This window comes from Streptomyces sp. NPDC018947 (assembly GCF_044390505.1).
Taxonomy (GTDB): domain Bacteria; phylum Actinomycetota; class Actinomycetes; order Streptomycetales; family Streptomycetaceae; genus Streptomyces.
This window is the reverse complement of sequence record NZ_JBIRZD010000001.1, coordinates 703993-718137: the sequence shown is the minus strand read 5'-3', so window position 1 is coordinate 718137 and position 14145 is coordinate 703993. Positions and strand designations below refer to the sequence as shown.

Sequence of the window (14145 nt, the reverse complement as noted above, 5' to 3'; positions counted from 1 at the left end):
TGCGACGTGCTGCCTGGACGGGGACCGAACGGCCGAGCTGCCCGACTGCCGCGCATCCTGGGGACCCGCACCGCCTGGACGCCCGTGGGCGACGGCGAGTTCTTCTGCCCCGGCTGCGGGGGCGACCGCAACTACCAGCGCCTCACCGGCCGCCGCCGGTTCACCCTGCTCGGCGTGCCGCTGCTGCCGCGCGGGGAGTCCGCGCCGACCGTCGAGTGCGCCGCCTGCCGCCGCCACTACGGCACCGACGTCCTCGACCACCCGACCACCACCCGCTTCTCCGCGATGCTCCGCGACGCCGTCCACACCGTCGCCCTCGCGGTGCTGGCCGCGGGCGGCACCTGTTCCCGCACGGCCCTGGAGACGGCGGCGGCCGCGGTGCGCGCGGCCGGCTTCGAGGACTGCACCGAGGAGCAGCTCAGCGCACTGGTCGAGGCGCTGGAGGCGGACACCGGACGGGTGCGCGACGAGCCGTGCGTGCCCGGCCTGGCCATAGAGCTGCACGAGGCGCTGGACCCGCTGGCCCCGCACCTCGCCGCCGTCGGCCGTGAGTCGATCCTCCTCCAGGGCGCCCGCATCGCCCTGGCCGACGGCCCGTACACCCCCGCCGAGCGCGACGCCCTGGCGACCGTCGGGGCGGCCCTGACCCTGCGCTCCGACGACGTGACCCGGCTGCTGGAGTCGGCGGGCACGCCGTCCTGACCCGGGCGCGGGGGGCGGGGGCGGGGGATGCCTCAGCGGGCCCCGGTGAGGTCCAGGCGCAGCACGCAGCGGTCCATGCCGGGCCCGAAGTAGTCCCGGCGCAGCCCTGCGTCGGGTTCCTCGGGTGCGAAACCCAGCGAGCGGTAGAGCAGGAGAGCCGCGTGGTTCGCGGGCTCCACGGTGAGGCGGACCCGTTCGATGCCGTCCCGGCGCAGCCGGGCCAGGATCTCCGTCATCAGCTCCCGCCCCAGCCCGTGGCGCCGCCGGTCCTGCGTCACGCACAGCCCGAGGATCCAGCTCTCCCGGCCGAGCGCCTCGGTCGTGGTGGCGGCCAGCACATAACCGCGCAGCCGGCCCCGGCCGTCGTCGAGGACCAGGAAGTGCTCGGCGTACATGTCGTAGAGCTGACGCAGCAGGAAGCCCGGGAAGGCCACCTCCTGGAAGACCTCCTCGTCCAGGCGCCGCAGCTCGGGCAGGTCGGACTCCCGCGCCGTCCGCAGGACCAGGGGAGGGGTGTCCGGCAAGGGCACCCGTTCCATCAGTCGCTCGTGGCGGTCCAAGGAGCGTTCCAGTGGTTCGGCGGTCATGCCACCCCCAGTCGGGATCTGCGGTCGTCAACTCGACGGGGCATCGCCGCCACCCCCGATGGAGTGAGGGGTCCCGCTGGCGGCCGGTGCGCCTTCTGGCTAGAGTGAGCGCCCAACTCCCGCCGTGCAAGGGAGAGTTAGGGTGTGCAACGGTGCGCCTGACGTGCGCCCGGCGCATGAGGACTGGCGGGTTCCCGGCTGTCCGAATGTGCTGAAGCGTCCTATCTTGCGAGCAAGGAGACGCCTCTCTCCACCGGTCGGCGTCCACAGGACCCCCGCGCTCGCGGCGCACGGTCTTGTCCACCAACGAACGGAACGCGGCAGGGTGACTATGGACCGAAATGCCGACGCGCCTTGGTCGAAGTTCGATCCAGAGGTGTATGTCGACAACAACTACCGGACCCCGCTGGAAGTCGACCGGCAGATCGTGCGGCTGATGCGCGACCACTTCAGCACCTGCTTCGCCGGTGCCGCGCCGGGGGCTGTCCGGGGTGTCGACGTCGGCGCCGGTGCCAATCTCTATCCCGCCCTGTCCATGCTGCCCTGGTGCGAGAAGGTGCTGCTGCTCGAGTACGCCGACCCGAACGTCGCGTACCTGGAGCGGCAGACCTCCCCCCGGGGATACGACACGGCGTGGGACGCGTTCTGGGAAGTGCTCCAGGAGGACGAGGCCTACCGCGGCTTCGACCCGCGGGCCCGGTTCGGCGACATCGTCCGGGTCGAGCGCGCCAACCTCTTCGACCTCGACGGACAGCGCCGCTGGGACCTCGGCACGATGTTCTTCGTCGCCGACTCCATGTCCGAGTGCCCCGAGGAGTTCCGCCGCGGCGTGCGGTGCTTCATGAACGCGCTCAACGAGAAGGCGCCGTTCGCGGCCGCCTTCATGAAGGAATCGGTCGGATACCAGGTCGGCGAGCACCAGTATCCGGCCTACCGGGTGAACGAGGACCGGGTCAGGGAGAGCCTGGAAGGCTTCACCACCGAGCTGGAGATCCACGACCTGCACCACATGGTGCGCCCGGGACACGAGGGCATGCTCCTCGCCCTGGGGCGGCGCAACGCGGAGGTTGCCGCCGTCTGAGAACGGGGACCATGTCTGCACACACGGGGTCCTGAAACACCGGCAACGAGATCTGTACGAGGGGTACGGGGATGCAGATCAAGCCACGCCAGCACCTGCTGGACATCTGGCACGCCATGGCCCGTCATTCGTTCGACGGGGGAAAGCTGGTCCAGGGGGAGACCGACGGGCAGAGCAGCGTCGCGGACGCGGAGCGGCTGCTCTGCCTGCTGTATCCGGCGACCGAGGTGCCCGCGTTCCGCCTCGACCAGCCCGACACCACCGAACGGGACGTGCTGCGCGCGCTGGAGAGGGTCGGCACCCGGCTGGAGATCCCCGCCAACCTGATCACCGCGCTGACCCAGTTCATGCGCACCCACACCGGCCCGGACGACAGCCCCACCTTCTCCGGCGGGCACTACTTCAAACCGGCCGAACCGGACGGGCAGATCACCTACGCCCAGAGCCAGTTGGGCGTGGTGGACTCCTACTCCATGTCCGTCACGCTCTGCCTCGCCACCCTCGGGTACCTCAAGGTCTACGAGACCACCACCACCCGGCCCGAGATGCTCCAGGCGATCGCCGAGCTGCGCGAGGCCACCAACGCCCGGCTGACCTCCGCCATGATCAGCCTGCTGCGCTCGTTCACCGTCAACGTCTTCGACGCCGAGTCCGAACAGGGCCGCCGGCTGATCCAGGTCATCGGCCAGGGCAAGCAGTCCGACCGCATCGCCCTCCAGCAGTTCTCCCGCAGGTTACGGCCGCTGCGCGCCACCATCATCGAGAGCCTCACCCGCGGCATCCAGTTCGACGAGGGCATCCGCGACGAGAGCCAGCTCTTCGAGTGCGGCTGGGCCTGGGGCATCGTCCAGGACGCGCCCAAGGTCACCGACCTGGACACACCGGTCCCCGGCCAGCCCGACGGCATCGCCGACCGGCTGCCCTACGTGTACTTCACCGTCGTCGCCCTCGACGGCATCCAGGACCTCTTCTCCGACCGCACCCTCACCCTCGGGCTGCTCGACGCCGACCAGCAGAAACTCGCCGAGGCCCTGCGCCTGCGCTGGGAACTGAGCCAGCAGTACTGGTCGGCCATCGCCCGCTTCGGCTCCGAACGCTGGCCGCTGGAGGACCTGCCCTGGCAGACCACCGGCCTCAGGCTGGAGTCCGAGTACTTCTCCCTCACCGTCGCCGCCATCCTCGTCCACGACCTGGTCCGCCGGAAGGCCACCGACGACGACCTCACCCGCACCGTGGCCATCATGGAACGCCTCGCCGACCGCGGCCGCGTCACCAGCCGGATGACCAGGAACGACCCGATCATCCGGCTGCACAACCCCGGCGTCACCATGCCGCTCGCCGGGTCCGAACGCTCCGGCGGCCTCCTGCTGTGGCGGATGACCGACTTCTCGGCCCAGCTCCTCAAGCGGATCATCCAACTCGCCGAGCTCTCCCGGAACATCGGCGCCCAGGACCGGCTGCTCCGTCTCGCCGAGCAGACCTTCGAGCACCTGTGGAACCGGCGGATAGAGGACGACGACGGCGCCGGACTCTGGGACAACGTCCAGGCCGTCTACCCGGACGCGCGCGACGCCGAACTGCGCATGTCCTGGAGCATCACCGAGCGCGTCACCGAGTGCCTCGTCGCCGCTCGCAACCTGTACGAGCAGCAGCCCATCCGCAGCCCCGAACTGGCCGAACTGGCCCGCGAACTACTCAGTGAGGCCACCCACCTGTTCGGCAAGGAACAACTGGAGGCCTCCGCCGCCGCCGACGGCAGCAGAGCCCGGGCGATGCGCAGCATCGAGAGCCGCCTCGACCACGCCCGCAGCCTGGTCGACGAACGGCCCGCCACCGCCTTCGCCCTGGCCCTGCCCGTCCTCCAGGAACTCGACACCCTGGCCCAGGCCAGGGGCGCCGCCGCACAGGAGGTGTGAGCGTGCTCGTCTTCGCCGCCTCCGACAAGGGGGGCACCGGGCGCTCGGTGACCAGCGCCAACCTGGCCTATCAGCGCGCCCTCACCGGCGACCACGTCGCCTACGTCGACTTCGACTTCGGCTCGCCCACCGCCGCCGCCGTCTTCGACGTGCCCGGCGCCATGCGCGGCACCGAGGAGCGCGGCCTCCACTCCTACCTGGAGGGCGAGACCGCCGAGCCGGTCCGGATCGACGTCTGGCGGCAGACCGAGCACCCCCTGCTGCGCGCCCGCCCCAACCAGTCCGGGCGACTGGTCCTGTTCCCCGGCGACGCGGGCGGCGGCGAGTTCGCCACCGGCGAGGACGCCCTCGAACGCTGCGTCGACCTGCTGCTGCGGCTGAACGCCGAGTTCGACCTGATCGTCGTGGACCTCAGCGCCGGCCGCAGCTACGCCGTCGACATGGTCCTCGCGGCGACCGCCCACCCCCGGATGCGGTTCGTCCCGTTCCGCTGGCTCGTCTTCCACCGCTGGACCCGCCAGCACGTGATCGCCGCCTCCGGGCTCGTCCACGCCGAGCACGGCATCATCCGCGGCGGCGTGGACCGCGGCCACGAGGAGGAGGCGCTGCGCGCCGCCATCCGCTTCGTACGGGCCGCCGTGCCCGACCCCGAGTCACCGCTGTGGTCCCAGGGCTCGCCCGCGCAGGCCGCCTGGATGCAGGCCTGCGACGAGGCGCTGCGCCGGCTCGCCGCCGAACACCGCATCGGCGACAGCGTCGTCCTCGGCGTCGTACCGCTGGAACCCATACTCCAGTGGCGCGAGCAGCTCATCACCGAGGAGGACGTGCTCTCCACCCAGATCGCCAACAAGGAGACCCTGGAGGCGCTGGAGGAGATCGCCCGGCGCCTGACGGACGACACGCACTGGGGGCGGCCGTGACGGAGACCGGGTTCCGCGAGACCGCCGCCGAGCCGCGCACCGAGGCCGTGCCGCTGGCCCACCTCTCCCTGGAGCTGGGCCACCTCTACATGGAGGACTTCGAGGCCGGCCCCGAGCGCCTGCGGGACCACTTCGCCCAGGTCCGGCCCTGGGTGGACGCGGCCCGCGCCGCCGCCACCGCCCGCAGCGGAGGCAAGCGCCCCCGGATCAGCACCTGCTTCCTCATCGACGACTACTTCACCCGCTTCGCCACGCCCGCCGAGGTCGTCCCGATGCTGCTGGCCGAGGCGGACCGGGCCGGGCTCGGCGTCGACTACCTGGCCCGCGAGTCCGGCTGCGCCGTCACCGGCAAGGTGCCCGTCGCCGAGGCGGTGGCCGCCCGCATCGTCGAGTCGCCGCCGCCCGGCAGCTACGGCATGCGCCCGCCCACCCTGCAGACCGGCTGGCTCGCCAACGGCGAACGCAGCCCCGTCGCCCGCGCTCCCCAGGCGATGAAGCGCGCCGCCACCTGGCAGCCGCCCCAGGAGACCGCGGCCCGCCGCCACTCCGTCTTCCTCGACGTCGAGCTGTGGAGCGACGACGCCGACGGGCAGCGCACCTGGTCCTGCCCCTTCCTCGCCGCGGTGTGGCAGCTCGCCCGCCTCGGCCTGCTGCGCAACCAGGGCGAGGCCGTCCTCGTCCCCCAGCCGCACACGGCCGCCGGGTTCCCCGACGACTGGGACGAACTGCCCTCCCTGGTACGGCTGAACGCCCGCGCGGACCCGTTCGCCGCCTACCGCACCTGCTCCGTGCTGCCCACCCGGTTCCTGCCCGTCGAGCACGCCGTCCGCGTCATCCTCGACCAGATCGAGGTCGACCCGCACGCGCTCGACCAGGTCGCCAGACGCTCCGCCGGCGAGAAGGCGGCCGTCCCCGACTCGGTGGCCGACCGCATCTCCTACGTCTACTACGCGGGGCTCTGACATGGCGCCGAACCAGAGCGCGCCGGGCCCCGTGCTCGCCTGCGGAGAGGTTCGCACCTGCCTGCTGCCCACCCGGCAGTCCCTCGACGTCCGGGCCGCCGCCCAGCTCCTCGGCCTGCGCGCCGACGAACGCGTCCTGCTCTCCGAGCGCCCCAACCTCTACGCGCGTTCCCCCGACACCCTCACCGGCGTCGACTGCCACCTGCCCAGCGCCAACGGCGCCCGGATCCGCGCCGTCGGCACGGTCACCGCGCGGGCCGCGCTCACCGAGGGCCGCGTCCTGCAGACCTCCGCCCACTTCCGCGTCCCCGCCTCCGGGCCCGACCAGCGGCGGCCCTGGGGCCACTACCTCGTGCGGCCCGGCGTCGTCGAACCGCTCGGCAAGCTGCCCCGCGAGGCGGTGGCGCAGGGCGTGCTCGGCGGCGGACGGCACGGCGACCTCGACGTCGGTCTGATCGCCGACGGACTGCTCACCCGGCTGCTGCGCCACCCCCTCCTCGACCACCGGCCGCCCCTCAGGTCCCGCCAGACCCGGCTGCGCTGGGCCGCCCTGCCCGCGGCGCCGGGCGAGGGCCCGTCGATCGAACGGTTCACGCTCGCCGAGGACGAACTGCGCACCGTCCGCCTCAGGGTGCCCGAGCACACCGCCGGCGCCGACATCGCGGGGCTGTGCGACGACCTCGCCCTGCACGACTGGCTGCTGACCACCGTCGTCCGGATGCTCGACGGGATCCGCGTCGGCGCCGGCCCGGAACACGGGACCGCCGTCGTCGAGGCGCTGCGCCCGGCCGTCAACCACCTGCTGCACCTGTGGATGCCGCGGGCCAGGGTCTCCAGGGACCTGGCCGCGCTGTGGGACCCCTTGGAGGAGCGGCCCGGGTTCACCCGCCAGTGGCAGACGCTGGTGCAGCGCATCCGCGACCAGCTGACGCTGCACGCGATCCCCGCGGCGCACCGGGAGGTGGAGCCCGCTCCCTGAAGCGCGCCACGTCCCCGCACATCCCCGCACCCCGATCCGACGCGTATCCCAACGGGGGGAGAAGCGAGATGAGCACGGCACAGTCACCCCGGCCCGACGACACGGCCGGCCCGCCCGGCCGGACCGACGGCCGGGCGGACCCCGGCCGCACGGCCCCGACGGGCGAGTCCCCATGGCCGCGCCGGCTGCTGGCCGGCCTCGTCCTCGGCGCCCTCGCCTGGAGCGTCACCGCCCTGCTGAACCCGGACAGCGGCCCGCTGCGGCAGCTCGCGACCGCCCTGCTGTGCGCCTGCGCCGCGGTGCTCGTCCTGTACGTCACCGGCCCGGACCGGCACACCGAGGACCCGCGCGCGGGCGACGCCCACGACCGGGACGCGAGCGTTCAGGAGCACACCCGCCGGGTCGAGGAGCACACCCGCCGGGTGGAGAGCGCGCTCGCCGAGCACGCCGCCGCCGTGCGCGACGGCCTGAACCGGTACGACGACGAGCTGAGGACCGTCCTGGTCCGGCACACCGAGGACGTCAGGCAGCTCGTCGAGACCCACCTCGCCCAGGCGGGCCGCCGCACCGAGCCCTACCCGCCGCTGGACCGGGCCCGCATCGACGGCGTACCCGAACTGGCCAAGAGCTTCGCGGAGGTGCTCGCCCCCGGGCCGTCGATCCTCTACACGTTCGTCCGCCTGGAGATGACCCGGGTCGTCGGCCACATGGCGGACCTCACCAATCTGGTCGCCGAGTGCCCCGGCGAGAACCACGACTGGATGCTCGCCCTCACCCGTGCCGCCGAGCACTCCATCTGCGCCACCAGCACCTCCGTGGACCGCGAGTTCTGGAACAGCGAGCCGGCCAGCCGCTACCTGGAGGCCCAGCAGGAGGCGGTCGACGAGCAGGGCGTGTCGGTGCGCCGGCTGTTCCTGCTGGAGAGCGCCCGGGAGCTCGACGACCGGCTGCTGCGGCTGTGCGAGGAACAGGAGCTGCGGCACATCGAGGTGCGCGCGGCCGTCCTGCCCGAACTGCCCCCGCACGTCCAGCGCGGCACCACCAACGACTTCATCCTCTACGACGAGGAGGTGTCGTTCGAGATCGAGCAGGACCTGCGCGACGTCAACGTCCGGACCCGGCTGATCGCCCGCCAGGACCACGTACGGGACCGGATGAAGCGCTTCAAGGAGCTGTGGGACGCGGGCATGGGCCTGCGCGAGCTGGAGGTCCGGGTGGACGCCGAGGAGGACGGCAACTGGATGGTCGACCGCGCCTGACACGGGTGCCGTTGCTCCCACGGGAGTGACGGCACCCGCCCGCCACCCCGGAGGGAATCCGGTCGTCAATACCCGGGAACACCCCAACCCCGTTTCGTGAATTGTCTGTTCGAGTTTTCGCGCCGGCGTTTGAGTTTCCGCCGGAGAACTCCCGCGCCGCCCGGCGTAAACCGTTGGCCATAACCAACCCTTCCGCTGCGACCCGCACTTGTCCTGCGCGGACTCCCGCCGAGGGCGGGCACGCAGGGGCATTCTGGAGACACGAAGAGTGAAACCGGAAAAGGGAAGGGGAGCAGGGTGGAGGCGGAACACTCGGCGCGCGGCGTCGAAGCGGCGGAGGCGGCGGTGGAGGAATTGCGCGCGGCGCTCGTGAGGGCGGGAATCGTCCTGCCCTCGCTCGGGGTGGACCCGGTGAGTCTCGCGCGGGAGGCACCCTGTCCGCTCGTCGAACTGGGCCGGTGCTCCGTGGAGACCGCGCGGCGGCTCGCGGCGGTGCTGCGGTGATGCCGCAGGTCGGTGCCCACGCGGTCGACGTCCGTACCGGACGCGTCGGCGTCGTCATGGGGCACGAGGGGCCGTACGTCCAGATGCGGCCCTACGGCGGGGGCCGCGAGTGGGACGCCGAACCGGGTGACGTGCGCCACGCGACCACCGCGGAGCGGCTCAGCGCGGCGACGGCGTACACCAACGCCAGAAGCCGGGGCGAGGTGCCCTGAGGCATGCGCGAGAATGGACGCCATGAGTCTGTTCCGCGACGACGGCATCGTGCTGCGCACCCAGAAGCTGGGTGAGGCGGACCGGATCATCACGTTGCTCACGCGCGGTCACGGCCGGGTACGCGCCGTGGCACGCGGGGTGCGGCGGACGAAGTCGAAGTTCGGGGCCCGGCTGGAGCCGTTCTCGCACGTGGACGTGCAGTTCTTCTCGAAGGGCAGCGAGCTGGTGGGGCGCGGGCTGCCGCTGTGCACGCAGAGCGAGACCATCGCGCCCTACGGCGGCGGGATCGTCACGGACTACGCGCGCTACACCGCCGGGACGGCCATGCTGGAGACCGCCGAGCGGTTCACGGACCACGAGGGCGAGCCGGCCGTGCAGCAGTACCTGCTGCTGATCGGCGCGCTGCGCACCCTCGCCCGCGGCGAGCACGCGCCGAACCTCGTCCTCGACGCGTTCCTGCTGCGCTCCCTCGCCGTGAACGGGTACGCGCCGACCTTCGGCGACTGCGCGAAGTGCGGCATGCCGGGACCGAACCGGTTCTTCTCGGTCGGATCGGGCGGCTCCGTCTGCGCCGACTGCCGGGTGCCCGGAAGCGTCGTACCCTCGCCGCAGGCCCTGGAACTGCTGGGCGCACTGCTCGCGGGAGACTGGGGCACCGCGGACGCGTGCGAGCCGCGGTACGTGCGGGAGGGGAGCGGGCTGGTGTCCGCGTACCTGCACTGGCACCTGGAGCGCGGCCTGCGCTCCCTGCGGTACGTCGAGAAGTCCTAGACACAGGTAAGCACGAGGAGACGAGAGACACATGGCCGTACGCGGTTTCCTGGGGCGTCAGCGCCGGGAGTACAGGACGCCGGAGCCGCACCCGTCCGGCGCGCGGCCCCCGAAGCTCGGTGAGCTGGTGCCGGAGCATGTGGCGATCGTCATGGACGGCAACGGGCGCTGGGCCAAGGAGCGCGGGCTGCCACGCACCGAGGGGCACAAGGTCGGTGCCGAGCAGGTCATGGACGTCCTCCAGGGGGCGATCGAGATCGGCGTCGGCAACGTCTCGCTGTACGCCTTCTCCACCGAGAACTGGAAGCGCTCGCCGGAGGAGGTGCGCTTCCTGATGAACTTCAACCGCGACTTCATCCGCAAGTCCCGCGACACCCTCGACGAGCTCGGGGTGCGGGTGCGCTGGGCGGGGAGGATGCCCAAGCTGTGGAAGTCGGTGGCCAAGGAGCTCCAGGTCGCGCAGGAGCAGACCAAGGACAACGACCGGCTCACGCTGTACTTCTGCATGAACTACGGCGGCCGGGCCGAGATCGCCGACGCGGTGAAGGCCATCGCCGAGGAGGTGGCGGCCGGGCGGCTCGACCCGGCGAAGGTGAGCGAGAAGACCGTCGCCAGGCACCTGTACTACCCGGACATGCCGGACGTGGACCTGTTCCTGCGGCCGAGCGGCGAGCAGCGCACGTCGAACTATCTGCTGTGGCAGAGCGCGTACGCCGAGATGGTGTTCCAGGACGTGCTGTGGCCGGACTTCGACCGGCGCGACCTGTGGCGGGCCTGCCTGGAGTTCGCCTCCCGCGACCGCCGCTTCGGCGGCGCGATCCCGAACGAGGAGCTCCTCGCCATGGAGGGCGGCAGCGCGCAGAAGTGAGCCCGTCCGGAGCGTGAGGACGAGGCCGTCAGGCCGGAGAAGGGGCCCGGGGTGCCACCCCGGGCCCTTGGCGGCTCAGCCGCCGGAGGCACTCGCGCAGTCCGCGCAGGTGCCGAAGATCTCCACGGTGTGGGCCACGTTGACGTAGCCGTGTTCGGCGGCGATGGCCTCCGCCCACTTCTCCACCGCCGGGCCCTCGACCTCGACGGCCTTGCCGCAGACGCGGCACACGAGGTGGTGGTGGTGATCGCCGCTGGAGCAGCGGCGGTAGACGGACTCGCCGTCGGCGGTGCGCAGGACGTCGACCTCACCGGCGTCGGCGAGGGACTGCAACGTGCGGTAGACCGTGGTGAGCCCCACCGAGTCGCCCTTGTGCTTGAGCATGTCGTGGAGCTCCTGCGCGCTGCGGAACTCCTCGACCTCCTGGAGAGCCGCCGCCACGGCGGCCCGCTGCCGGGTGGCGCGGCCCTTCACAGGCGGTCCAGCGGTCGTCACGGGGATGCCTCCTCACGTCTGCACTGCCGGGGCCATTGTGCCAGCCCGGTCCGTCAGCGGTCAGACTCCGACCTCGCCGTCGGCCCCCCGGCCGGCCGGAACCCTGCACTCCGCGGGATCCCCGGCGGACCGGGCGAGGGCGGCGGCCCGCGCGCGTCGCCGGGCCAGCGGTGTGGCCAGTGCCGTCAGCACGACGAACGCGCCGATGGTCAGCAGCACGATCGTCGCACCGGGCGGCACGTCCTGGTAGTAGGACGTCACGGTGCCGCCGATCGTCACGCTCACGCCGATCGCGACGGCGATGGCGAAGGTCGCGGCGAAACTGCGGCTGAGCTGCTGCGCGGCGGCCACCGGGACCACCATCAGCGCGGACACCAGCAGCAGGCCGACGACGCGCATGGCGACCGTCACCGTGACGGCCGCGGTGACGGCCGTCAGCAGGTTCAGCGCCCGCACCGGCAGGCCGGTGACCCGGGCGAACTCCTCGTCCTGGCTGACGGCGAAGAGCTGCCGGCGCAGACCCAGGGTGACGAGGACGACGAAGGCCGCCAGCACGCAGATCGCGGTCACGTCGGACTCGGAGACCGTGGACAGCGAGCCGAACAGGTACGAGGTGAGGTTGGCGTTGGAGCCGGTCGGCGCGAGGTTGATGAACATCACGCCGCCGGCCATGCCTCCGTAGAAGAGCATGGCGAGGGCGATGTCGCCGCGGGTGCGGCCGTACCAGCGGATCAGCTCCATGAGGACGGCGCCGAGCACGGAGACCAGCGTCGCCATCCACACCGGCGACCAGGAGAGCAGGAAGCCGAGGCCGACACCGGTCATCGCCACGTGGCCGATGCCGTCGCCCATGAGGGCCTGGCGGCGCTGGACGAGGTAGATGCCGACGGCGGGGGCGGTGATGCCGACCAGCACGGCCGCCAGAAGCGCCCGCTGCATGAAGGCGTAGTTCAACAGTTCCATCAGCTCAGCAGTCCTGTGCGCATCGGTTCGGCGCCCGCGGGTGCGTGCGGGTGTACGTGGTCGTGGCCGGGCAGGGCGTGCTGGCCGACGGCCTTCGGGGGCGGGCCGTCGTGCAGGACGCAGCCGTCGCGCAGGACGACGGCCCGGTCGATCAGGGGCTCCAGGGGGCCCAGCTCGTGCAGGACGAGCAGCACGGTGGTGCCGGCCGCGACCTGCTCGCGCAGCGTCTCGGCCAGCACCTCCTGGCTGGCCAGGTCGACGCCCGCCATCGGCTCGTCCATGATCAGCAGCTCGGGCTCGGAGGCGAGCGCGCGGGCGATCAGCACGCGCTGGTGCTGGCCGCCGGAGAGGGCGTTCACGGAGTCCTTGGCCCGGTCCGCCATGCCGACCAGGTCCAGGGCCCGGCGTACGGCCTCGTGGTCGGCCTTGCGCAGGAGGCCGAAGCGGGCGCGGGAGAGCCGCCCGGAGGAGACGACCTCGGTGACCGTCGCGGGGACGCCGCCCGCGGCCGTGGTGCGCTGCGGGACGTAGCCCACGCGCGCCCAGTCACGGAACCGGCGCCGCGGGGTGCCGAACAGCTCGATCTCCCCGGCGACGGGCGGCACCTGGCCGATGATCGTGCGCACGGCCGTGGACTTGCCGGAGCCGTTGGCGCCGAGCAGGGCGACGACCTCGCCCCGGCGCACGGTGAGGTCGATGCCGCGCAGGACGGGGCGCGAACCGAGGTCGGCGCGGACGCCGCGCAGTGTGATGACGGGCTCGGTCATGCCACCCTCCGGCTGGTCGGTCTGGTCGGTCACTTGGCGCCCAGGGCCGTCTGGAGGGCCTTGAGGTTGGCCTCCATGACCTGGAAGTAGTCGTCGCCCCGGGACTTGCCGGTGATGCCCTCGATCGGGTCGAGGACGTCCGTCTTCAGCTTCGCGTCCTTGGCGACCGTCCTCGCCGTCTTGTCGCTGACGAGCGTCTCGTAGAAGACGGTGGACACGCCGTCGGCCCGGGCCGTCTTCTCGAGCTCCTTGATCCGGGCGGCGCTGGGCTCGGACTCGGGGTCGAGGCCGCTGATGGCCTCCTCGGTGAGGCCGTAGCGCTCGGCGAGGTAGCCGAAGGCGGCGTGCGTGGTGATGAAGACGCGGGTCCTCGTGTCCTTCAGCCCGGTCTCGAACTTCGTGTCCAGCTCACCGAGCCGCTTCACCAGGGCCTCGGTGTTCTTGCGGTAGTCGGCGGCGTGGTCGGGGTCCGCCTTCTCGAAGGTCTTGCCGACGCCCTCGGCGACCTCGGCGTACTTGACCGGGTCGAGCCAGATGTGGGGGTCCTTGCCGCCGGCCTCGTCGCCGTGGTCGTGCCCGTGCTCGTCCTCGGCGTGCCCCTCCTCGGCGTGCTCCTCCTCCGCGTGGCCGCCGGCCTCGTCGCCGTGCGCCTCCAGGGAGGTGAGGGTGGCCGCGTCGATCTTCGTCTTGATCCCGGACTGGGTGACGGCCTCGTCGACGGCGGGCTGGAGGCCCTTGAGGAAGAGGGCCGCGTCCGACTCCTCGAGCTGGGCCCGCTGCTTGGTGCTGACCTCCAGGTCGTGCGGCTCCTGGCCGGGGGCGGTGAGGCTGGTGACGTTGACGTGGTCGCCGCCGATCTGTTCGGCGAGGAAGGCCATGGGATAGAACGACGCGACGACGTCGAACTTGTCCGTGTTGCCCGCCGCCGCGCTGTCGCCGGAGCAGGCGGAGAGGGTACCGAGGCCGAGCGCGGCGACCGCGGTGACTGCTATGCCGGATATGCGGCGTCGTCGTACGTTCATGACTCTCATTTTCAACTAATATGGAAACCGTTGTCAACAAGCCTCCGACGGCCCCCCGATTTGGCCGCGGGGCGTCCCGCGCCGGTAACCTGAGGCATTCTCTGGAAGCATCTCGCTTCGTCGCCCGTCGTCGTAA

At 72.0% G+C, this 14145-nt stretch carries 16 protein-coding genes; 11 read left to right on the top strand and 5 right to left on the bottom strand.

Annotated features, from left to right (window positions below):
* The first annotated feature begins 6 nt into the window (after positions 1-6).
* Complete coding sequence (locus tag ACH499_RS03245; RefSeq protein ID WP_356196881.1) at positions 7-702, top strand: TerB family tellurite resistance protein; 696 nt, start codon at positions 7-9, stop codon at positions 700-702.
* Between the two features lie 32 nt (positions 703-734).
* On the opposite strand, the gene ACH499_RS03240 is transcribed toward ACH499_RS03245, so the two are convergent.
* Positions 735-1289, bottom strand: coding sequence for a GNAT family N-acetyltransferase (locus tag ACH499_RS03240; protein WP_356196884.1), 555 nt, complete (start codon positions 1287-1289; stop codon positions 735-737).
* A 331-nt stretch (positions 1290-1620) separates the two neighbouring features.
* Here ACH499_RS03240 and ACH499_RS03235 point away from each other — a divergent pair, with 331 nt between their 5' ends.
* The 10 genes from ACH499_RS03235 (at position 1621) to ACH499_RS03190 (ending at position 10762) form a co-directional block, all read left to right on the top strand.
* Positions 1621-2370, top strand: coding sequence for an SCO2525 family SAM-dependent methyltransferase (locus ACH499_RS03235; protein ID WP_356197439.1), 750 nt, complete (start codon positions 1621-1623; stop codon positions 2368-2370).
* 71 nt (positions 2371-2441) lie between these two features.
* Positions 2442-4286, top strand: coding sequence for an SCO2524 family protein (locus tag ACH499_RS03230; protein ID WP_356196887.1), 1845 nt, complete (start codon positions 2442-2444; stop codon positions 4284-4286).
* 2 nt (positions 4287-4288) lie between these two features.
* Positions 4289-5206 carry an SCO2523 family variant P-loop protein gene (locus ACH499_RS03225; RefSeq protein ID WP_356197441.1) on the top strand — a complete coding sequence of 306 codons (918 nt, stop codon included), beginning with the start codon at positions 4289-4291 and terminating at the stop codon, positions 5204-5206.
* Positions 5203-6168, top strand: coding sequence for an SCO2522 family protein (locus ACH499_RS03220; protein ID WP_356196889.1), 966 nt, complete (start codon positions 5203-5205; stop codon positions 6166-6168). Before ACH499_RS03225 ends, ACH499_RS03220 begins: the two co-directional genes overlap by 4 nt.
* Position 6169: 1 nt before the next feature.
* Positions 6170-7147 carry an SCO2521 family protein gene (locus ACH499_RS03215; protein ID WP_399013525.1) on the top strand — a complete coding sequence of 326 codons (978 nt, stop codon included), beginning with the start codon at positions 6170-6172 and terminating at the stop codon, positions 7145-7147.
* Positions 7148-7215: 68 nt separating this feature from the next.
* Positions 7216-8406, top strand: coding sequence for a hypothetical protein (locus tag ACH499_RS03210; RefSeq protein ID WP_399013524.1), 1191 nt, complete (start codon positions 7216-7218; stop codon positions 8404-8406).
* A 297-nt stretch (positions 8407-8703) separates the two neighbouring features.
* Positions 8704-8910 (top strand): hypothetical protein, encoded by a 207-nt coding sequence (locus ACH499_RS03205; RefSeq protein ID WP_356196896.1) that lies wholly within the window; start codon positions 8704-8706, stop codon positions 8908-8910.
* Positions 8910-9122, top strand: coding sequence for a hypothetical protein (locus ACH499_RS03200; RefSeq protein WP_365592084.1), 213 nt, complete (start codon positions 8910-8912; stop codon positions 9120-9122). Before ACH499_RS03205 ends, ACH499_RS03200 begins: the two co-directional genes overlap by 1 nt.
* 22 nt (positions 9123-9144) lie before the next feature.
* The gene (gene recO, locus ACH499_RS03195; protein WP_356196902.1) at positions 9145-9894 is read left to right on the top strand and encodes a DNA repair protein RecO; all 750 of its coding nucleotides are present in this window, start codon (positions 9145-9147) and stop codon (positions 9892-9894) included.
* A 31-nt stretch (positions 9895-9925) separates the two neighbouring features.
* The gene (locus tag ACH499_RS03190; RefSeq protein WP_356196905.1) at positions 9926-10762 is read left to right on the top strand and encodes an isoprenyl transferase; all 837 of its coding nucleotides are present in this window, start codon (positions 9926-9928) and stop codon (positions 10760-10762) included.
* A 75-nt stretch (positions 10763-10837) separates the two neighbouring features.
* Here ACH499_RS03190 and ACH499_RS03185 read toward each other — a convergent pair whose 3' ends face one another.
* The 4 genes from ACH499_RS03185 to ACH499_RS03170 are packed head-to-tail and all read right to left on the bottom strand — an operon-like array spanning position 10838 to position 14009.
* Positions 10838-11257, bottom strand: a complete 420-nt coding sequence (locus ACH499_RS03185; protein ID WP_356196906.1) for a transcriptional repressor — start codon at positions 11255-11257, stop codon at positions 10838-10840.
* Between the two features lie 60 nt (positions 11258-11317).
* Positions 11318-12220: a metal ABC transporter permease gene (locus ACH499_RS03180; protein ID WP_356196908.1), complete on the bottom strand. Its 903-nt coding sequence runs from the start codon at positions 12218-12220 to the stop codon at positions 11318-11320.
* Positions 12220-12987, bottom strand: a complete 768-nt coding sequence (locus ACH499_RS03175; protein WP_399013521.1) for a metal ABC transporter ATP-binding protein — start codon at positions 12985-12987, stop codon at positions 12220-12222. Before ACH499_RS03175 ends, ACH499_RS03180 begins: the two co-directional genes overlap by 1 nt.
* 29 nt (positions 12988-13016) lie before the next feature.
* Entirely contained in the window at positions 13017-14009 is a 993-nt protein-coding gene (locus ACH499_RS03170; RefSeq protein WP_399013519.1) for a metal ABC transporter substrate-binding protein, read from the bottom strand.
* Between the last annotated feature and the right edge of the window lie 136 nt (positions 14010-14145).